This window comes from Protofrankia sp. Cas3 (assembly GCF_963555955.1).
In the GTDB taxonomy this organism is placed as follows: domain Bacteria; phylum Actinomycetota; class Actinomycetes; order Frankiales; family Frankiaceae; genus Protofrankia.
On the sequence record NZ_CAUVXP010000002.1, the window covers coordinates 79800 to 99176 of the forward strand.

The 19377-nt window shown below is 66.8% G+C and carries 23 protein-coding genes and 1 pseudogene; 15 read left to right on the plus strand and 9 right to left on the minus strand.

Features of this window, described 5'->3' with window-relative positions; genetic code table 11:
• Positions 1 to 2: 2 nt before the first annotated feature.
• Positions 3 to 203 carry a hypothetical protein gene (locus U9983_RS00930; RefSeq protein WP_322752195.1) on the minus strand — a complete coding sequence of 67 codons (201 nt, stop codon included), beginning with the start codon at positions 201 to 203 and terminating at the stop codon, positions 3 to 5.
• A gap of 513 nt (positions 204 to 716) precedes the next feature.
• Here U9983_RS00930 and pstS point away from each other — a divergent pair.
• From pstS to U9983_RS00955, 5 genes are all read left to right on the plus strand, one after another.
• A complete protein-coding gene (gene pstS, locus U9983_RS00935) occupies positions 717 to 1820 on the plus strand; it encodes a phosphate ABC transporter substrate-binding protein PstS (RefSeq protein ID WP_322752196.1) in 1104 nt (367 codons plus the stop codon).
• 116 nt (positions 1821 to 1936) lie between these two features.
• Positions 1937 to 2956 (plus strand): phosphate ABC transporter permease subunit PstC, encoded by a 1020-nt coding sequence (gene pstC / locus U9983_RS00940; protein WP_322752216.1) that lies wholly within the window; start codon positions 1937 to 1939, stop codon positions 2954 to 2956.
• Complete coding sequence (gene pstA / locus U9983_RS00945; RefSeq protein WP_322752197.1) at positions 2953 to 4011, plus strand: phosphate ABC transporter permease PstA; 1059 nt, start codon at positions 2953 to 2955, stop codon at positions 4009 to 4011. The genes pstC and pstA overlap by 4 nt, the downstream gene beginning before the upstream one ends.
• 135 nt (positions 4012 to 4146) lie before the next feature.
• Positions 4147 to 4923, plus strand: coding sequence for a phosphate ABC transporter ATP-binding protein PstB (gene pstB / locus U9983_RS00950; RefSeq protein ID WP_322752198.1), 777 nt, complete (start codon positions 4147 to 4149; stop codon positions 4921 to 4923).
• Positions 4924 to 4983: 60 nt separating this feature from the next.
• Positions 4984 to 5751, plus strand: a complete 768-nt coding sequence (locus U9983_RS00955; protein WP_416211234.1) for a response regulator transcription factor — start codon at positions 4984 to 4986, stop codon at positions 5749 to 5751.
• Between the two features lie 82 nt (positions 5752 to 5833).
• Here the strand turns inward: U9983_RS00955 and mshD are convergent, their stop codons facing one another.
• Both mshD and U9983_RS00965 read right to left on the minus strand, forming a co-directional pair.
• Positions 5834 to 6805: a mycothiol synthase gene (mshD, locus tag U9983_RS00960; protein ID WP_322752199.1), complete on the minus strand. Its 972-nt coding sequence runs from the start codon at positions 6803 to 6805 to the stop codon at positions 5834 to 5836.
• A 199-nt stretch (positions 6806 to 7004) separates the two neighbouring features.
• On the minus strand, positions 7005 to 7757 hold the full coding sequence (locus U9983_RS00965) for a response regulator transcription factor (protein ID WP_322752200.1): 753 nt from the start codon (positions 7755 to 7757) through the stop codon (positions 7005 to 7007).
• Positions 7758 to 7887: 130 nt separating this feature from the next.
• Here U9983_RS00965 and U9983_RS00970 point away from each other — a divergent pair, with 130 nt between their 5' ends.
• The 7 genes from U9983_RS00970 to U9983_RS01000 all read left to right on the plus strand — a co-directional run bounded on the left by U9983_RS00970 (position 7888) and on the right by U9983_RS01000 (position 12586).
• On the plus strand, positions 7888 to 8865 hold the full coding sequence (locus tag U9983_RS00970) for an alpha/beta hydrolase (protein ID WP_322752201.1): 978 nt from the start codon (positions 7888 to 7890) through the stop codon (positions 8863 to 8865).
• Positions 8853 to 9107 carry a MoaD/ThiS family protein gene (locus U9983_RS00975; RefSeq protein WP_322750436.1) on the plus strand — a complete coding sequence of 85 codons (255 nt, stop codon included), beginning with the start codon at positions 8853 to 8855 and terminating at the stop codon, positions 9105 to 9107. The genes U9983_RS00970 and U9983_RS00975 overlap by 13 nt, the downstream gene beginning before the upstream one ends.
• A gap of 169 nt (positions 9108 to 9276) precedes the next feature.
• Positions 9277 to 10131: a hypothetical protein gene (locus U9983_RS00980; RefSeq protein WP_322752202.1), complete on the plus strand. Its 855-nt coding sequence runs from the start codon at positions 9277 to 9279 to the stop codon at positions 10129 to 10131.
• A gap of 119 nt (positions 10132 to 10250) precedes the next feature.
• Entirely contained in the window at positions 10251 to 10817 is a 567-nt protein-coding gene (locus tag U9983_RS00985; RefSeq protein ID WP_322752203.1) for a thioredoxin family protein, read from the plus strand.
• Between the two features lie 222 nt (positions 10818 to 11039).
• Positions 11040 to 11453 carry a DUF4395 domain-containing protein gene (locus U9983_RS00990; RefSeq protein WP_322752204.1) on the plus strand — a complete coding sequence of 138 codons (414 nt, stop codon included), beginning with the start codon at positions 11040 to 11042 and terminating at the stop codon, positions 11451 to 11453.
• Positions 11450 to 12283 carry a sulfurtransferase gene (locus tag U9983_RS00995; RefSeq protein ID WP_322750432.1) on the plus strand — a complete coding sequence of 278 codons (834 nt, stop codon included), beginning with the start codon at positions 11450 to 11452 and terminating at the stop codon, positions 12281 to 12283. The genes U9983_RS00990 and U9983_RS00995 overlap by 4 nt, the downstream gene beginning before the upstream one ends.
• Before the next feature lie 3 nt (positions 12284 to 12286).
• Complete coding sequence (locus U9983_RS01000; RefSeq protein WP_322750431.1) at positions 12287 to 12586, plus strand: DUF1416 domain-containing protein; 300 nt, start codon at positions 12287 to 12289, stop codon at positions 12584 to 12586.
• Between the two features lie 91 nt (positions 12587 to 12677).
• Here the strand turns inward: U9983_RS01000 and U9983_RS01005 are convergent, their stop codons facing one another.
• Both U9983_RS01005 and U9983_RS01010 read right to left on the minus strand, forming a co-directional pair.
• Positions 12678 to 12905, minus strand: coding sequence for a hypothetical protein (locus tag U9983_RS01005; RefSeq protein WP_322752205.1), 228 nt, complete (start codon positions 12903 to 12905; stop codon positions 12678 to 12680).
• A 141-nt stretch (positions 12906 to 13046) separates the two neighbouring features.
• Positions 13047 to 13406 carry a DsrE family protein gene (locus U9983_RS01010; protein WP_322752206.1) on the minus strand — a complete coding sequence of 120 codons (360 nt, stop codon included), beginning with the start codon at positions 13404 to 13406 and terminating at the stop codon, positions 13047 to 13049.
• 153 nt (positions 13407 to 13559) lie between these two features.
• On the opposite strand from U9983_RS01010, the gene U9983_RS01015 reads away from it, so the two are divergent.
• Together U9983_RS01015 and U9983_RS01020 are read left to right on the plus strand one after the other, a co-directional pair.
• Positions 13560 to 14522: an intradiol ring-cleavage dioxygenase gene (locus U9983_RS01015; RefSeq protein ID WP_322752207.1), complete on the plus strand. Its 963-nt coding sequence runs from the start codon at positions 13560 to 13562 to the stop codon at positions 14520 to 14522.
• Between the two features lie 271 nt (positions 14523 to 14793).
• Entirely contained in the window at positions 14794 to 15327 is a 534-nt protein-coding gene (locus tag U9983_RS01020) for an FABP family protein (protein WP_322750428.1), read from the plus strand.
• Positions 15328 to 15340: 13 nt separating this feature from the next.
• Here U9983_RS01020 and U9983_RS01025 read toward each other — a convergent pair whose 3' ends face one another.
• Both U9983_RS01025 and mshA read right to left on the minus strand, forming a co-directional pair.
• Positions 15341 to 15883: a YbjN domain-containing protein gene (locus U9983_RS01025; protein ID WP_322752208.1), complete on the minus strand. Its 543-nt coding sequence runs from the start codon at positions 15881 to 15883 to the stop codon at positions 15341 to 15343.
• A gap of 49 nt (positions 15884 to 15932) precedes the next feature.
• A complete protein-coding gene (gene mshA, locus U9983_RS01030; protein ID WP_322752218.1) occupies positions 15933 to 17171 on the minus strand; it encodes a D-inositol-3-phosphate glycosyltransferase in 1239 nt (412 codons plus the stop codon).
• 396 nt (positions 17172 to 17567) lie between these two features.
• Here mshA and U9983_RS01035 point away from each other — a divergent pair, with 396 nt between their 5' ends.
• Positions 17568 to 18506 carry a class I SAM-dependent methyltransferase gene (locus U9983_RS01035; protein ID WP_322752209.1) on the plus strand — a complete coding sequence of 313 codons (939 nt, stop codon included), beginning with the start codon at positions 17568 to 17570 and terminating at the stop codon, positions 18504 to 18506.
• Positions 18507 to 18509: 3 nt separating this feature from the next.
• Here the strand turns inward: U9983_RS01035 and U9983_RS01040 are convergent, their stop codons facing one another.
• Together U9983_RS01040 and U9983_RS01045 are read right to left on the minus strand one after the other, a co-directional pair.
• A complete protein-coding gene (locus tag U9983_RS01040) occupies positions 18510 to 19028 on the minus strand; it encodes an O-acetyl-ADP-ribose deacetylase (RefSeq protein WP_322752210.1) in 519 nt (172 codons plus the stop codon).
• A 183-nt stretch (positions 19029 to 19211) separates the two neighbouring features.
• Positions 19212 to 19377: pseudogene (locus tag U9983_RS01045) on the minus strand (aldo/keto reductase); the annotation flags it as partial.

Below are 19377 nucleotides of genomic sequence, written 5' to 3' on the forward strand. Positions count from 1 at the left end.
TGTCACCCACGGTTGGCGTCCACGGCGACGGTGTCGGTGTCGGTGCGAAAGACAAGCGTGACATCGGTATCGCTGGCGAAGTCGACGAGACGGGCGTGGTCCGGCAGCTCGCCGAGCAGCCAACAAAGATCGGAGACGGTACTTCCTTCGCAGGCCGTGATGGAGTACACCTGCGATTCGCCCCGGGGCGGACGCGCGTGCATCGGATCTCCACTTTCCCGCACGCGCGTCTGGTTCCCGCCGCCCGCGGCAGGGAGGGTCGCGCCCGTCAGCGGTCCGGCGGGTCCGTGTGGTGTGGCTTTTTTGTTCATGGACATAGAGTCGCTGTGGGCCTGAGTCAGGTCCATCCCGGTAAACGGGGAGTTTTGGGCGTCGTTCGCGAATTGGACGCTTTCTCGGTTGCCCACATGGCCTGCCTGGACTCGGAGGGCTCGGCTGTGATTCGCTCATCGTGCGAGGGCCCTGGGCTCCGCCGGTTCGTGGGCTCCGCCGGTTCGTGGGCCGGGCAACCGGGACGTACCTGAGGTAGTCGGTCCTACCCGACACGACAACTCTGTGTAGAGCCGCCCCGGACTCAGGATGTGTTTTGCTCGACGTCCGATTCGCGTTCACCTCCGTTCATCTTTCGTTCATGCTGTATCGCTTCGATTCTCGCCGGCACCCCGGTCCGGGGGCGGACAGAACGGCGCCATTGCGCTGAAGACGAAGGGTCGCTTGTGAACACAGCGAAACGTCAGGTTGCGGTCATGGGCCTTGCGATGTCGGCGGTGCTGGGGGTGGCTGCCTGCGGTTCCGACAACACGGCGGCACCGAGCTCGACGGCCGGCACCGCCACGGGCGCGATCTCCTGCGCAACCGGGTCGATCACCGCCTCGGGCTCGACTGCGCAGAAGAACGCGATGGACGAGTGGGTCAAGAAGTACCAGATTGCGTGTCCCGGATCGTCGATCAACTACCAGGGAGTCGGCTCCTCCGCCGGCAAACAGGCGTTCGTGGATGGCAAGATCGATTTTGCCGGTTCGGACTCGGCGATCAGCGGTGACCAGGCGACCAATGCGGCCAAGCGCTGCACTGGCGGGCAAATCGTCGACCTGCCCATGGTCGCCGGGCCGGTCGCGGTGATTTACAACCTCTCCGGTGTGAAGGACCTGCAGCTCTCCGCCTCGACCTTGGCAAAGATCTATTCTGCCGCGATCACCAAGTGGAACGACCCGGCGATCGCGGCTGACAACCCCGGCGTGACGCTGCCCAGTTCGCCGATCGTCCCGGTGCACCGTTCGGACGGTTCGGGCACCACGGACAACTTCACCAAGTTCCTGGACGGCGCTGCCAAGAGCGACTGGACGTTCGGTTCCGGTTCGGACTGGAAGGCCCCGAGCGGTCAGGGCTCCAAGGGCAGCGACGGCGTGACCTCGACGGTGAAGTCGACCGCCGGAGCCATCGGCTATGTCGAGCTCTCCTTCGCGGAGAACGCGAACCTGTCGACGGCAAAGATTAAGAACGGCGCCGGTGAGTATGTGGCGGTGAGCACCGAGGCGACGTCCAAGGGTGTGAGCACGGCCAAGGTCGCCAGCGGGAACGACCTGAAGCTGACCTTCGACTACGCGGCGACTACGCCCGGTGCCTACCCGATCTACCTGGTCACCTATGAGATCACCTGCACCAAGGGTCTGGCAGCGAGCCAGGCCACGCTGGTGAAGTCCTTCCTGACCTACACATCCTCCACCGGTGGTCAGGCCGCCATCGCCGATCTCGGATACGCTCCGCTGCCGACCGACCTTGCCGCGAAGGTGAGTTCGGTTGTGGCGACCATTTCATAATCATTCTTCTGCACTCCGGCCAGAGCCACGGGTTCTGACCGGACGACCACGCCGGTGTGCCCACTCGCCACGAGGCGGGCGGGCACACCGTCCGACACCCCCTGTTGAGAGGCATGATGAGCAGTGAGTCGGACGGCCAGGGCGCAGGCTCGCCGAGCGACGACGGGCCACTGGCGGTCAAGGAGCCCGTCAGCAGTAGTGCGCATGCGCGGGTCAGCCCCGGGGACGTGTTCTTCAAGAATCTGACCCGCACGGCCGGCATCGGCCTGCTTGTTCTCATCGCGGTGATCGCAGCCTTTCTGGTGCTTGAGGCGACGAGTGCGCTGCAGGCCAACACCGGAAGCTTCTTCACAACGACGGAATGGTTCCCCAACGGATCTCCGCCGTTCTTCGGAATTGCAGCACTGCTGTTCGGAACGTTGCTCACGGCGATCATCGCAATGGCCATCTCCGTGCCGGTGGCGGTCGGCATCGCGCTGTTCATCACGGTATACGCTCCGCGACGCCTTGCCACGCCGCTGGCATTCATCGTCGACCTGCTGGCGGCGGTCCCCAGCGTTGTCTTCGGGCTTTGGGGCCTGATTGTTCTCGTCCCACGGATGAATGGCCTGCAGGAGTGGCTCACCGACTACTTCGGCTGGATCCCCCTGTTCAGTACGGATGACGGCCTCGTCGGACGGTCCATCTTCGTCGCCTCCGTCGTCCTGGCTATCATGATTCTGCCGATTGTGGCCGCGATCTCCCGTGAGGTCTTCCTCCAGGTGCCGACCGCGCACAAGGAGGCGGCGCTCGCGCTCGGAGCGACCCGTTGGGAGATGATCCGAACAGCGGTACTCCCGTACGGCAAGCCTGGCGTGATCAGCGCGTCGATGCTGGGACTCGGCCGGGCGATGGGTGAGACGATCGCGGTCGCGCTGGTCCTTCCCGCGTCATTCGGAATTTCCTGGCACGTCCTGTCACCGGCCGGCAACACCATCGCGGCGAATGTGGCGAACGGTTTCGGTGAGGCCAACGAGGTCGGGAAGGGGGCTCTCATCGCCTCCGGCCTCGTCCTGTTCATCGTCACGATGCTTGTCAACATAATGGCCCGTGCCGTCATCGCCCGTCGGCGTGAATTCTCGGGGACCGCCGCATGAGTACAACGACTGTCGCCCCGGCGACCAGCCCCGGCGGCATTGACCTGACCGGTCAGAAGCTGCCGATGACCACCCTGGCGGCCATCGGTGCCGGCGCCGTCGTGGCCACCATCTTGCTGTACGTCGTGGCGCCGATAGACAGCAAGATACAGTTCGTACTGATTGCCGGTTTGTTCTACCTGATCGGCCAGACCGTGGCGTCCGTCATGGTCGAAGGCGCCCGCAAGGCCGTCGACCGGTTCGTCACGACACTGGTCTATCTCGCCTTCCTGCTCGCGGTCATCCCGCTGGTCGCAGTGTTGGCAAGCGTGATCGCCAAGGGTGCCCAGCGAATCAATATTGACTTCCTGACCACCTCCATGCATAATATCGGGGCGCGGGACGCTGGCGGCGGCATCTACCACGCTCTGATCGGAACCCTGGAACAGATCGCACTGGCCAGCCTCTTCGCGGTTCCCTTCAGCATGCTGGTCGCGATCTATCTGGTCGAGTACGGTCGCGGGCGGATCAGCCGGACCATCAGTTTCTTCGTCGACGTGCTGACCGGTTTGCCTTCGATCATCGCGGGTCTGTTCATCTTTTCGTTCTACCTTCTCGCGCTCGACCAGCAGCCGTCCGGTTTCGCCGGTGCGCTTGCCCTGACCATTCTGATGATTCCCATCGTCGTGCGGTCCACCGAGGAGATGCTCAAACTCGTCCCGGACGATCTTCGCGAGGCCAGTTATGCACTGGGTGTCACCCGGTGGCGAACCATCCTCAAGATTGTCATACCGACGGCTCTGCCAGGCATTGTGACCGGTGTCATGCTCGCGGTGGCCCGTGTCGCCGGCGAAACGGCGCCGCTGCTGCTGACCGTTTTCGGGACCGACTCCATCAATTTCAACCCGTTCTCCGGGCCGCAGTCGGCACTCCCGCTTTACATCTATGCGCAGGCTGGCGCACCGCAGCAGGTGGCCGTCGACCGGGCCTGGGCCGCCGCGCTCACGCTCATCGTCCTCGTGATGCTGCTGAACATCATCGCCCGGATGGTTGCCCGGTTCGCACGGGTTCGGTGATCGGTCATGCCATCGCCCGTGCCTATCGTATTTTCTGCACCGTCCCCACCGTCCCCACCGTCCCCACCGTCCCCACCGTCCATGCAGTCCGTGCTGGTCACCGTACCGGCACGGCGCAACGAGCCGAGGTAACTCATGGCGACCCGTATCGACGTTTCCGGGCTGACCGCCTACTACGGGAATTTCAAAGCCGTCTCCGACATCCACTTCAGCATCGAGCCGAAGAACGTCACCGCGTTCATCGGACCGTCCGGCTGCGGAAAGTCCACTGTACTGCGGACGCTCAACCGCATGCACGAGGTGCTGCCCGGCGCCAGGGTCGAGGGCCAGGTCCGGATGGACGGTCAGGACCTCTACGGTGCCGGGGTCGACCCGGTGAACGTGCGTCGTACCGTCGGTATGGTCTTCCAACGGCCGAATCCATTCCCGACGATGTCCATCTACGAGAACGTCATCGCCGGGCTGAAGCTGAATGGCACGCGCAAGAAGTCACTGCTCGACGAGCGGGTTGAGCAGTCCTTGCGCGGCGCCAACCTGTGGGAGGAGGTCAAGGACCGTCTCGCCCGACCCGGCGCCGGTCTCTCCGGTGGACAGCAGCAGCGGTTGTGCATAGCGCGCGCGATTGCGGTGGAACCGCAGGTTCTGCTCATGGATGAGCCGTGTTCCGCCCTCGATCCGATCTCCACCCTGGCCATCGAAGATCTGATCGCCACACTCAAGTCGACTTACACCATTGTCATCGTGACGCACAACATGCAGCAGGCCGCTCGGGTCAGTGACACGACGGCGTTCTTCACTCTCGACAAGACCGGCGATCCAGGACGGTTGGTGGAGATGGACAAGACGGAGAAGATTTTTTCGAAGCCGAGCGAAAAGCGCACCGAGGAGTACATCACCGGGCGTTTCGGCTGAACCGGACAGTTGCCGGCCTCGAGCTCACCCGAATTCATTGTGACCACTCGGATGCATCTCGTGCAGCCATTTGAAGAGGAGTCCCTTGCCCCGGAGCAGCGTCGCTCCGGGGAGGAGCCCGACCTGCCGAGCGGCCGGAGCCCGACACTGCTGGTTGCCGACGCGGCCGCGGACTCCGAGCTTCTGTCCGCCCTAGCCGACCATGGCGTCGAGGTCAGCGTCGTGGTGGACGGTGCGCGTGCACTGCTGGAGATCGGTCGTCTGGCACCGGCGGTCGTGCTCATTTCCGCGCGTCTGCCGATCATCGACGGTGTGACCGTGGTGCGGACTGTCCGCACCCGCGACGACATGCCGATTCTGCTTGGGGTGGGCCCGCAGGACCGGCGGCAGGCCGCGGCGGGGTTGGAGGCAGGCGCGAGTGCATGCGTTGTCAAGCCGTACCGGATCAACGAGGTGCTGGGGCTGGTGCGGTCCGTCCGGGACTTCGGCGTGGACCGGGCCGAGCCCGGGGTGTTGCGCGTCGGAGGGGTTACTCTGAACACGGTCGCATACGAGGTCCGGGTGGACGGCGTACCGGTGCGGCTGCCTCCGCAGGAGTTCAGGCTGCTGCGCATCCTGCTTGAACGGGCCGGGTCCGTGGTTACCCGCCAGACACTGCTTGAACGTGTGTGGGGGACGACCAGCCATGAGACCAACACGCTGGCGGTGCACGTACGCCGCCTGCGCAGCCGTCTCGGGGATACCGGCGATACTGATCATCCTCGCCTGATCGAGAGTATCCGCGGCGTCGGTTACCGTTTCCGCCTCGCTGACGAGCCGACTGCGTAGAGGGCCAAAGGGTGCGCGACGATCGTCAGATTGTGTGCCCGGAGGCCGCAGTCCCCAGAGCGTTGATCGAGATGAGGTGTGATCAGGGCTGCGCACCTGCGCCGGGTGCGCGCCGGTAGGAGATGTCCGCGCGGTACCGGGTGAAGCCCAGGCCTTCGTACAGGCGTATTGCCCGCTGGTTGAGGTCTTCGACGTAGAGCATTGCCGTTGTCAGGCCCTGATCGCGTAGGTGGTGCAGCCCGATGAGGGTCAAGGCGCGGCCGAGCCCGCGCCCGGCGAAGGTGGGCTCCAGACCGACGACATAGACCTCGCCGACGTCGGTCTTCGTCTCGGCTGTCGAAATGCCGCCGGGCCCGGGTATGTCGTCGATGCCGTAGTGAACCTTTGTCCAGTGGAAACCGGCCAGCCGGCCGGCGGACTCCGCGAGGAACAAGCCCGCTGGGTCGAACCACGGTTCGTCCTCCCGCAGACGAACATCGGTTACCGTCCAGCGGCCCTGCTCGGGGTGGTCGGCGAAGGCGGCACGGTTGACCGCCACCACTGCGTCCTCGTCCTGTCCAGGGATGAAGGTGCGGATGGTGACACCCGGTGGCAGCGCTATGTCGGGGAGTGCGGACAGCGGTCGGCGCATCTGCCAGAGCACGCGTTCGCGAACGAAGCCGTACCGGTGCGCCAGCGTCACCGTCGCGGGTGGGTCGCCGTGCGCCCAGACATCGAGCTGCGCGCGGGCCTGGTCAGCGGACGCGGTCAGCGCGGCGAGAAGGTGCCCGCCGTTGCCATGACGCCGTTGTCCGGGATGCACGACCAGCTCCGCCTGCCAGTTGTCATCGGAGCGGACGGCCAGGTAGGCGTACCCGACGATCTCGCGCGATGTTGATGCGTCTGATGCGGTGATGATCAGATGGTGCCCGCTGGTGAGTGGATCGGGCGACAATCGCAACATTGCGTCATCGGACAACGGGGCGACCCCGTCCACGTCGGTGGCCGCGGTCACCAGGTCCCGAAGGGCATCGACGTCGTGGGAGGTCAGTTGGCGGGTCCAGTACAGCGTCATTGCGCGACATTAGGACGTTCGCCTGGCTGAAGGGCGTGCGATCATGGTACTTTCGCACGCCCGGAGGCCTCAGATTGCCTGTGTGGCTGAAGGGCGTGCGATCATGGTACTTTCGCACGCCCGGAGGCTTCAGATTGCCTGCGTGGCTGAAGGGCGTGCGATCATGGTTCGTTTCGCACGCCCTTCAGCCCCGAAGTCTCTAGAGCGAGACCCGCTGGGGGGTGCGAGCTACGTCCCTCTCGTTGTGGCTGGTCACCGCGTCTTCCGGCAGCGGTGCGATCGGAGGCGCGACGAATTTGTAACCGACGTGCCGCACCGTACCGATCATCGACTCGTGCTCCGGGCCGAGCTTGGCCCGCAGCCGACGCACGTGGACGTCGACTGTCCGGGTACCTCCGTAGTAGTCGTAACCCCACACCTCCTGCAGGAGCTGGGCGCGAGTGAAGACCCGGCCAGGGTGCTGGGCGAGGTACTTCAGCAGCTCGAATTCCTTGAAGGTGAGCTCGAGCGGACGGCCGCGCAGCTTGGCCGAGTAGGTGGTCTCGTCCACCGACAGGTCGCCGGACCGGATGACACCGGCTTCCGCAGTGCCGCCGGCTGCCGCGACCCGACCGATCGCGAGCCGCAACCGCGCTTCGACCTCAGCCGGTCCGGCGCTGTCGAGGACGACGTCATCGACGCCCCAGTCGGCTGACACCGCGGCCAGCCCACCCTCGGTGACGAGCGCGAGCAGGGGAGTGGTGAGCCCGGTTGTGCGCAGGAGGCGGCACAGGCCGCGGGCGACGACGAGTTCCCGGCGCCCGTCCACCACGACGACGTCCACTGGCGGTGCGTCCAGGAGCGCGCTGGCCTCGAGTGGGGCGACGCGAACGGTGTGAGTCAGGAGCCCGAGTGAGGGAAAGGACTCCGCGGATGGTCCGGGGGCGTTGGTGAGCAACAGGACGACGCTCAAGTCGACTCCTCCAGGGTTCGGTTGCGATGTTGGGGCAGCGTCGACCCACGGATACCTTGCGACCGGCCCCCCGCGTTCCACGACCGTCATGGGCGTGAAACGAACACCGGCCTGTGGGGAGGATAGCGGAGTGCCCTACTCCGCTCATACCGTCTTCGGGGTTCTCCCCACCTCGGACGGTGAGATCCTCGCCACGACCCATTGCGGCCGTGTTGGTTCTGCCGCCGATCGTAGTTTTGATCTTGGGGTAGTCGTCGTCCACGGTTTTTCCGGTTTTCGTGACAAACCCCCGGTCAGGGCGGTCAGCGACGGCATCCGGCCCTATGCCGGCGTGCTCACCCCGGATCTGCGGGGTCACGGCCAGTCCTCGGGCGTGTGCACCTTCGGCGATCTGGAGGTTCTGGATGTGGACGCGGCCGTGGGGGAAGCCCGGCGGCTCGGTTACCTGAACGTCATCACCGTCGGTTGGTCGATGGGGGCCGCTGCGGTGCTCCGCCACGCGGCCTTCGCCCGCGGCGGGGACTGCGTGCGCGGGTACCCCGTGCGCAACCCGGTTGACGCCGTCGTCAGCGTGAGCGCGCCGAGCCGCTGGTACGTCCGTGACACTGCGGCGATGCGGCGCCTGAGCTGGCTCGCGGAGACCGCCGCCGGCCGCCGCATCGCCCGGCACGCGCTCGGCGTACGGCTGATGTCCGAAATCTGGCCGATGATCCCGGCGTCCCCGCTCGACGTCGCCGGCCGGATCGCGCCGACGCCAGTTCTGTTCGTCCACGGAGACCGGGACACCTACTTCACCCTGGATCATCCTCATTCGCTGGCGGTGGCTTCGGGGGAGCACGGCCAGTTGTGGATCATTCCAGGCTTCGGGCACGCCGAATCGGGGCTTGTGCCAGGGTTGCTGGACCGCCTCGGCCGCCACCTGCCCGATCTGCTCGTCGGCCGTGGTGAGCGCGCGGGCGTCGACCGGCTGCTCCCTGGCCAGCCAGGGCCGGACCGGCTGGTCCCAGACCAGCCAGGCCCAGACCAGCCAGGCCCGGACGTATCGGCGAGTCCGCGATCGGACCGTGATGACACACCCGAGATCCCGGAGTTCCCATGGCTTGCGTGACGATCCGTTACTGGGCTGCGGCCAGGGATGCGGCCGGGGTACCTGAGGAGCAGCAGAACGCCGATACCCTTGCCGACCTACTGGACGCCGTCTCCCTGGGCCGCCCGGGACGGTTGAACGCCGTGCTGGCGCGCTGCGCGTTCCTCGTGGACGATGCTCCGGTCGGCACCCGGAGTCATGCCGACGTGGCACTTGTGGACGGCGCTGTGGTGGAGGTGCTCCCGCCGTTCGCCGGTGGGTGATGGCCGCCATGATCGACTCTGCGCGATAGACCTGTTCGGCAGGCTTCGTCCCGTTCATCGCGCTCGCATCATTGCCGGGGTAGTCGCCGGGGTATGGGAACATGGTGGTGTGCGAGCCCGCGGGGCCGAGACGGCCGTCAGGACGGAGTCGGCAGACGTGCCGGCATCCGTGACTGCGCCGCGGTCACGGCGGGCGGGTGGACCGCCGGTGTTTCTCACCGGTGTCTCGATAGTGGTAGCCGCGGTCGTCCCGGCGCTCGTTGCCGGCGTCGGGCCGTTGCCACTCGTCGCCGTCATCGCCGTCGAGCAGTTCCTCCTCGGCTGGGCATGGGTGCGGACGTTTGCCGGTTCCATCGGGACGTTGGTGATCGTCGGCTTGGCCGCGCTGGCCGCGGACGCCACCGCGCTGCTCACCGACTCCCACGAGCTCGGCGATGGCGCCGGGGTCATCGGTATCGCGGTGGTGGCGGTCATCCTCGGTCAGCTGGCGCGGCGGCGGGCCAGCCCCGGTACGGCGACATCGGATCAGCCCGTGCGGGTGACGGTGGACATGGCCGCGGGGCTCAGCGGGGTGGTCATCGTCACCCTGCTGACCGGCTACGTGGACGCGGCCTCGATCGAAACGCCGACCGGCCGGGCGGTCGGCCCCGCGATGGTGGCTGTCGGCCTCGTCGGCGGGGGTTTGGCTGTCCTGGTCGCGCGGGCCTGCGCGGGGCTCGTCGGCGGCCGGGTGGCCCGCCCGGCCGGCTGGCCGTTGATCTCCCGGCTCATCGGCGTGGTGGCGGCCGGTGCCGGTGGGGCTGTCTTCGGCGCTGCATCCGGCGGGTTGACCGTTTCCGACGGCACGGCGATCGCGACGGTAGCCGCGGCGGTAGCCGTCATCATCGACATGGCTGTCGCCCGTGGGGTCGCCGAACTCCGTGCCAGTGGTGATCCGGAGTTCGAATGGCCCCTTGTCGCGGTACTCCCGCTGGCCGTGGCGGCGGTGTTCGTGTATGCCGCCGCGCACACGCTCGCAGGATGACCCGTTCGCGTGGAAGATTATTGACGGTGACCACATCTGGTGACCGCTAGTCCACGCCGGTCGGCGGGCGAGACGCAAGGTCAGGAAGAAGTTGGCGCCCGAATGCGCTGGACGCAGTCGTGACCGGGGTGTGGGTGTTGTTCGGGGCGCTGGCGGCTGTCGGTGTGATCATTATGACCATTCGGGTTCGAGACGGGCGGTTCCGGATGACACGCACGTCGGCGTCGGGCAGCTCGGCTGATGGCAGCGTTCCGGGCGTAGTGGGCGCATCCACGACTTTTGACACGCCTGATGTGGGTTCTCGTGCCAGTGCTCATCCGCGCGACGGGGAGTCGCGTCTGGATCTTGCAAGCGAGCTTGTGGAGCTGGGTATCACGCCCGGCGCGCGTGCCACGCTGCTGCAGTTCTCCACGGCGTTCTGTGCTCCCTGCCGGACGACCCGGCGGATCCTCGCCGACGTCGCTGCGACCGTTGCAGGCGTGCGCCATCTTGAGGTCGATGCCGAGTCGCATCTGGAGCTGGTCAGGCGGCTGCGGATCCAGCGGACGCCGACCGTCCTGGTCCTTGATGGGCAGGCTTGGGAGGTAGCTCGGGCCAGCGGCGCCCCACCGAGCAGGGCGGCCGTCTTCGCCGTGTTGGAACTCGCTGTAGGTGAGGTGTCCACCTCAGACGGCGAGGTGACGTGATCGACTCTGGAGCCGGCACTTTCGATCACCGCGACAGGTGGTCGGATCGGTAACACATCGGTCATGTTCGCTGCTACGGTCGAGAGGTTATGTTTGCCACCGAGCTCGTCAGCCGCCGCACGATCGATCTGTGTCGTGTCGGTAGCACATCGTGTCGACTTTCCTGATCTGTGCGTTGATGTCGCCCGCTGTCAGCGGGCCCGCCCTTCAGGAGATGAGTTCGTGGTCGACCCGCGAGGTCTTCGATTTGCCGCAGTTGTGACCAGTGTTGTCCTCGCGGTGGTCACGCTGACCGCCAGCGGATGGCTACTTCTCGCGCAGACAGCGGTCTTCCTCACCGGGGCCGTCCTCGGAGTCCGGTGGGCACCGTACGGGTTACTCTATCGCATCTTGATCCGCCCCCGCCTCGGGCCGCCGGCCGAGCTGGAGGATCCACAACCGCCCCGGTTCGCGCAGGCGGTCGGTGCGGCCTTCGGTGCGGTGGGCACGATCGGATTTCTCGCCGGTGTCCCCGGTCTTGGATACACCGCCACCGCGCTTGCATTTGTAGCGGCGTTCCTGAATGCTGCCATCGACTTTTGTCTCGGTTGCCAGATATATCTCGCCATACGTTCCGTGAAGGGAGTGCACGCATGAGTCGTTCCGATGCGCTCGTCGACCCGTCCTGGGCCGATGCGCACCTGACAGACCCCAAGGTTGTCCTGGTCGAGGTCGACGAGGATGTCTCCGCCTATGACAAGGGTCACATCCCGGGTGCGGTCCGCCTCGACTGGAAGTCGGAGCTTCAGGACCCGGTGATCCGCGACTTCGTCAACAAGGAGCAGTTCGAGAAGCTGCTGTCGACCAAGGGCATCTCGAACGATGACACGGTCGTTCTCTACGGCGGTAACAACAACTGGTTCGCAGCGTATGCCTACTGGTATTTCACCCTCTACGGGCATGCCGACGTCAAGCTGCTCGACGGTGGCCGCAAGAAGTGGGAGCTGGACAGTCGCGCGCTGACTGACGAGGTCCCGAACCGCCCGGCCACCCAGTACACCGCCAGCGACGTCCGCACCGACATCCGCGCCTTCCGGGACGAGGTCATAACCGCGATCGGCGAGAAGAACCTCGTCGACGTGCGCTCGCCCGACGAGTTCGCCGGGCGGCTGCTTGCTCCGGCGCACCTGCCACAGGAGCAGTCGCAGCGGGCCGGGCACGTCCCGACCGCAAAGAACATCCCGTGGGCGAAGACCGCGAACGAGGACGGCACGTTCAGGACGAACGACGAGCTGACCACCCTGTACTCCGACGCGGGGGTGGATCTTACGCAGGAAACCATCGCGTACTGCCGTATCGGCGAGCGTTCGGCACACACCTGGTTCGCGCTGCACGAGCTGCTCGACCTGCCGAATGTGAAGAACTACGACGGCTCGTGGACCGAGTACGGTTCACTGGTCGGCGTCCCGATCGAGAAGGGCGCCTGACACGTGTGCGGTGCGACCAGCGGCGGACCTTCGGTGGAGGGAATTGACGTGGCCAAGGAAACTGTCATCCAGGGCGTCGTCCTGAAGGACGGCTCGCCCGTTTCGTCAGGTTATGCGCGCTTGTTGGACGAAGGTGGGGACTTCACCGCCGAGGTGCCGCTGTCCGCGACCGGTCAGTTCCGTTTCTTTGCCCGGCCGGGCTCGTGGACCGTCCGGGCGCTGGTCCCGGGCGGCTCCGGAGAACGGAAGGTTGTTGCCCGCCAGGGTGAGCCTGTCGACACCGAGGTGGAAGTAGCCGCATAGGTTTTTCCACGACCCCGGCGGCGCGTGCAGGGTTACGATCGCGCCGCCGGGGTTTCCGGCTCTCACCGCAGGTTCCCCTCGCCGCAGGTTTTCAGTAACCACCCGACCGGGGCACGGGAATGCTCTGGCTGGTGCATGCAGCCCGCGTTGGCACGGCAAACGCCATCGGGCCGACGGCGAAGTCGCGCAGACCGTTATCGGTCGCGAACAGTGCAGCGGAACTCCGGTCCGGAAATGGTGCGACGACTCGCCGGACCGTCCGCCGCGCGGTGCTGTCGAACTGGACGACTGCGTACAGGACATCGGGTTCGTGCATCATGCCATTACAAAACCCCATCAGGCCGACGCCGTGAAGGAGTCTCCTCGTGTCCTGGCCGTGGTCTGCCTTTGCAGGAGCTGTTGCTCGGCAGGTGGGGCCGCCGCCTGGCAGGGTTCTGAAGGCTGGTATCAGCAGGTCAGGTCAGTACACGAGCCCCTGGGCTCCCTCGGCCAGCACCTCCGACACGAAGACGGCGGCGCCCGCGATGCGTACATTTGGGAGTACATCATCGGGGCCAATGCCTCGCCGTGCCGCACACTGAGTACAGACAGTTACCTGTCCACCGGTCAGAACCGCATCCAGCAGGTCGTCCAGAGGTGCGGACTCGGGCAGCACGAATGCGGCGGCGCGTCCCGGCAGCGCGAACCAGGCGGACTCGCCGGTAAGCCACAAGGAGACGGCCGCACCGCTGGCGACTGCGACGGCGGCGACGGTGAACGCCTGCGAGCATCGCTCCGGCGCGTCCGAACCGGCAGTTGCCTTGATGACCAGGGAACGCATAGGGCCCAGTCTGCACGGTCCGGCGAACCCGGGAGGCCTGCGCCATCAACATGATCATTGTGATGATCGATGAGTGGGCCGGTTGGCTGTCCCCACAGACGATGCACAGCTCGCGTCAAGGGTCCTGACGGGAAGGATCCTCATCGTGGTGCCATGACCGATTTCACCGCAACGCCGTTGAACAGGCGCAGGCTCTTCGCACTCGGTGGTGTCACGCTCGGCGGAGCCGCGCTCGCTGGTTGCCAGCTCACCAGCCTCCCCGGTGGATCGTCGGGTACAGGCACGGCCACTGCGACTCCCTCGGCCACGACTTCGGCGGCCAGTACCTGTGTGCTGACCTCGGAGGTGACCGAGGGTCCGTACTGGCTGGACAACAGCCTCGTACGCAAGGACATCACCGAGGGTAAGTCCGGTGCCGCACTCACGCTGCGGCTCACCGTCGTCGACTACAAGAATTCGTGTGTTCCGCTGGCGAACGCGGCGGTGGAGATCTGGCACTGTGACGCCTGGGGCTACTACTCGGGCTACACCACTGCCACTCCCGGTGGCAGCGCGCCCGCCGAGGATGGTGTCGGTAACGAGAAAACCTACCTGCGTGGAATTCAGCTCACCAACAGTCGCGGCATCGTCGAGTTCAAAACAATCTTTCCCGGCTGGTACAGCCCGCGCGCCGTGCACATCCACTGCAAGGTCTACACCGGTGGCGCGGTGGACAGCGCCACCAACACCTATGAGGGCGGTACGGCTCACCACACCGGTCAGTTCTTCTTCTCGGACAGCCTGGTGACGCAGGTGGAGGCGACCAAGCCATACGGTTCGCACACCGGCACGATCACCACGCTCGCCAATGACATGGTCTACACGGGCAAGGGCGTGCAGGACGGCCTGCTGACAGTGGTCGGGTCGGCCTCCGCAGGCTTCATCGGCACGATCGCTGTTGGTGTTGATCCCAGTTTCACGGCGGCCTCAGGCGGTGGCGGTGGCGGCGGCACCCCGCCGGGTGGTACCCCGCCGAGTGGTGCGCCGACCGGCACTCCGCCGAGCGGTGCTCCCGGTACCCCGCCGACCGGCACCCCGCCAAGTGGTGCACCGAGCGCATCGCCCACCAGTGCGTAACGGGATGCGCTAAGACCACCCCTGCAGCCGCGCTCTGCGGCTGCAGGGGTGCGGCTGCAGGGGTGCCGCACCGCTGCGTCACAGGGCTGGTATCACGGCGCCGGACCGGTGCATGACGGATAGGCTGGGCGCGTGCTGGAAATATTCTTCACCGCACTGTTGATCACGGTGGCGGTACTCATCGGGTGGTTCTCCGTGTACGTCGTCTACAAGCTGTACGCAGGCCAGCGTTGAGCGTTTCCGGCACGCGCCCGCGTGCGGCGGTGCCGACGTGACCACACCGCCGGGGCCGGTCGTCGACCTCCATCCCAGTTTGCTGCCACTGGCGTTCCTCCTGGGTACCTGGCGCGGTGAGGGCGTCGGTGGCTACGAGGGGATGGATGGCTTCCGCTACGGCCAGGAGGTCGTTTTCGCCGGCACCGGCCGGCCGGCTCTGTCGTACGAGTCCCGGACCTGGTGGGTCGGTGAGCCTCGGGACGGCCGCGACGAGGGAAGCCCGTTGGCCGCCGAGGTCGGGTTCTGGCGCGTTGCGCCACCGGATGGCGACGGGCCTCCCACGGTCGAGGTCATGCTCGCCCATCCGTTCGGCATCAGCGAGATCTACGTCGGTGATGTGGTCGGTACGCGGGTGGATCTGCGGTCCAACGTCGTGATCCGGACTGCCACGGCACGCAGGGTGAACCGTTCAGAGCGGCTGTACGGCATCGTCGAAGACGGTGATCTTGCCTATGCCATTGACATGGAGGCCGAGGGCAAGCCGTTGCAGTCTCACCTGTCCGCGCGTCTTGCACGGGTGCGCTCGTAAGAGCGCCCGGCACTCAAGGGCCTGCAGAGGCTCCGCGTCGCTGCATCCGGGGGCTCGCCTCGGCGGTCTCGGTCTCGGTCTCGGTCTCGGCGGCGGTGACTCGGGCCCGCCAGGCCTTCTCCCGCTCGATGGCGCCGGCGAACCCGAGCGTGACGGCCGGGTCGAAGTTTTCGTCCGAGTAGGTACGGGTGCAACCGAGCACACGGTCGATCTCGTCGGCGGTGATCGCCGTCAGCGGAAGCTGGCCGGTGAGGTAGACGTCCCCGACCTGGTCTATCGAGAAGTGCACGCCGTAGGTCCTGGCGTTGCGTCCAAGCAGGAACGCGTAGGTGCCCGCCGGATTCTCGGCGGGCCTGCGCATGAAGAACGCCTCGATGAGCAGGGTGTGGTCGCCTATGATCAGCCAGGTCATCGTCCGGAGCCTGTGGTCACCTTCCAGGGTGACCAGGAATGATCCTTCGTCCACCCGCTCGTAGACCAGGCCGATGTCGTCCAGGGCATCGTCGATCACACGGTCGATGCGCGCCCGCTCGATGTCGTCCACAGGCAGTGACACAGTTCACCTCCGAAGTGATCATATGGGATGGGCGCGGAACAACAGGCCGTCAGGCGGTCGCTGGAACGGTCGCCAGCGCCGCTGCGTCACGGTAGCCGGCCAGGACCCCGCGTGCTGTCGCAGACCAACCGAACTCCGTGGCGCGCTGCACCGCGCCGGCGGCGAGCCGCTGCCGCCAGCGGGGCTGACCGATCAACCGGGCCAGCGCATCGGCGTAGGCGGCCGGATCACGTCCTTCCACCAGGATTCCCGAAATGCCGTGGCGGACAGCCGTGCGCAATCCGCCGACGGCGGCCGCGACGACCGGCGTTCCACAGGCCTGGGCCTCAAGCGCGACCAACCCGAAGCTCTCGCTGTGGCTGGGGACGACGACCGCGCTCGCGGCCCGGTACCAGTCGGCGAGCTCCAGCTGGGGGACTGGTGGCTGAAATCGGACAACATCGGAGATGCCCAGCTCGGCGGCGAGCTTGACCAGCGCGTCCGGCCGGTCGAGGCCTGAGCCGCTCGGTCCGCCGACGATGGCGACCAGCATGCGGTCCCGCAACGCCGGTTCATGGGCCAGCAGATGGGCGGCGGCGTGTAGAAGCATGTCAGGCGCCTTCAGCGGCTGGATTCGCCCGACGAAGAGCAGCAGCACCACGTCCGGCGGCAGGCCGAGGCGGGTCCGCGCCGCCGACGCCTCCCCAGGGCAGAACACTTCCAGATCGACTCCGGGCGCCACCACGTCGACAAGGTTCGGATCCGCTGCGTAGAGATCGATGAGATGTTGCCGCTCGTCAGCGGTGGATGCGATCATCCGGCTCGCACCGGCGACGACCTCCTGCTCGCCGGCGATTCGGTTCGGCGGTTCTGGCTGGTCACCGTCAGCAAGCGCATGGTTCTTGACCTTTGCCAGGGTGTGGGCCGTGTGCACCAGCGGGACCGCCCATCGCCGGGAGAGGGCGAGCCCCACCTGGCCGGACAGCCAGTAGTGCGAATGGATGACATCGAACCAGCCGGGCTCCTGTGCGGCCTCAGCCCGCAGTACATCCACGATGAACGAGCACAACCAGGCTGGCAGGTCCTCTCGTCCGACATCCCCGAACGGGCCCGCATCGACGTGGCGCACTGTGACCCCGGGGGCCAGGGTGACCGTCGGCTCCACCGTGCTGCTGGTGGCTCTGGTGAAGATCTCGACCTCGGTGCCGAGCGTGGCGAGCTGCCGGGACAGCTCGACCACGTACACATTCATCCCGCCCGCGTCGCCGGTCCCCGGTTGTTCCAGCGGCGATGTGTGCATCGACAGCATGGCGACCCGACGAGGGTGGCCGAACCGGACCCGACGCACCGACCACCTCCACAATGAGCCGGACGCATCGATCGCCAGCTTCCCGAGTGTTCGAACAACGGATCGGCCGCCTGCATGCCCGGACACGGTCGATGACATGCACATCGCCCTGCGGGCACCTCCGCCCGAGGTCTGCGGTACGAGGTGGTCCGGCTGTCTCCTAAGCGGTGGGTCCCTCGTCCCGACGGGAGCCCGGTACATACTGCCAGCAGTAGAGCCGATGGGCTGATTTCGGCCGACGCATAATTATGATCTTCTTTTTGGTGATGTCCGCTGTGCCGACCGGCCTGCACCGACCGCCGGTGGCTGTTCGGGGGGCGGCGGTCGGGGTGACCGGGGCCCTGCGATCGTGAAGCTGTGTCCGGTACCTCTCCCGTCCGCCGTCGTGAGCCTCGACTGGCCGCTGGCCGTGCCAGAACACTGGGGCTCGCGACCCGCGGGACGACCAGTCCGAATCGCCTGCGCAGGGTGGATCGCTGGATCATCGGGACGCAGGCGGCCCGCCTACGCGGTGTGCCCGCCCCGCTGGTCGTCGATCTCGGTTTTGGTTCATCCCCGATTACCACGGTTGAGTTGTACGAACGATTGGCGCGGGTCGTGCCCGACGTCCGGGTCGTCGGGTTGGAGATCGACCGGGACCGGGTGGTGGCGGCGGCCCCGGCCGCCCACCCGCCACGGCTGGCCTTCACCCATGGCGGATTCGAGCTCGCGGGGCTGCGCCCCGTGCTGGTTCGCGCGCTGAACGTGCTCCGCCAGTATGAGGCCGCGGCGGTCGGCCCGGCCTGGGCGTCGATGCTCGAACGGATCGCCCCCGGCGGTCTGCTGGTCGAAGGGACCTGCGACGAGATCGGCAGGCGCGCATGCTGGTTCGCCATCGACGGTTCACGCGCTGCCTCCACCGAAGCGGGCACGGTGGTGCGTCCGGGGACACCGGGACCCCGGTGGGAGTTCTCACCGCAATCATGGCCGGGTGGCACCACGCTCACCCTGGCGGCGCATCTGCCGAGCCTGAGCCGTCCATCCGAGATCGCGCAACGGCTGCCGAAGTCGCTGATCGCCCGCAACGTTCCAGGCGAGGACGTACATGCGTTGCTGACCTCGTTCGACGACGCCTGGATGCGGATGGCGCCGCGCGCGGTGTTCGGGCCGAGGCAACGATGGGTCGCGGCGGTCGAAGCCATGCGGGCGGACGGTTGGCCGGTGCGCGGCAACGTGCGGCGATGGCGACTGGGCGAGGTCACCGTGGCATGGCCGCCCACCCGTGCGGGCGCTGCCACCGCCACGGTCAGCGGCTGAGCATCAGCGATGCTCGCCCAGAGCCGTCTGGAAGGCCGCGTGGGTGGCCTCGTCGAACAGCACGAAGCGGGCTTCCCGCACGCTGGTCGGCGTGGCCAGGACGGTGCCCACGGCAATGCGGGCGGCGTCCTCACGTGGCCAGCCGTATGCACCCGCGCTGACCGCGGGGAATGCCACGGATTCGGCGCCAAGCTCGGCTGCGACACGCAGGGCCTGCTGGTAGCAGGACCGCAGCAGCTGCGAACGGTCCTGCGTGGCCGACCAGACCGGGCCGACCACGTGGATGACATGCCGGGCGGTCAGCCGTCCCGCTGTCGTGGCAACCGCCTGGCCGGTCGGCAGACCACCGCCGAGGGCGCCTGCACGCAGCGCCCGGCATGCGGCGAGGATCTCGGGTCCGCCGCGACGGTGGATCGCGCCGTCCACTCCGCCGCCACCGAGCAGTGACGAGTTCGCCGCGTTGACGACGGCATCGACGTCCTGCTCGGTGATGTCCCCCCGTACCAGCGTCACTTCAACCATGACCGCCATCTTCGACGACACAGGGCCCAACTCCCGTGTTGGGGTAGGTGGCACGTAGCGCTATCACGACCTTTTCTACCGACGGCCAAGGCCAACGGACGTCGGGCGTAGGTCCCAAAGGTCGCCATCACGACCGAACTGACCTACCGCTGACTGGTGTCAGCCGCCGCCGCGTGGGCGGCATCAGGAACTCGGGCGTCGGGTCGGGGCAATCTTGTCGAGGACTGCGAGGTCGTCGGCCCGTGGCTGCCACTCTCCGGCCGCGGCGTTCGCTCGGACCTGTTCCGCCGTGGTGGCGCCGGCGATCACCGAGGCGACCGCCGGCTGCGCGGCCAGCCCACCCATCGCC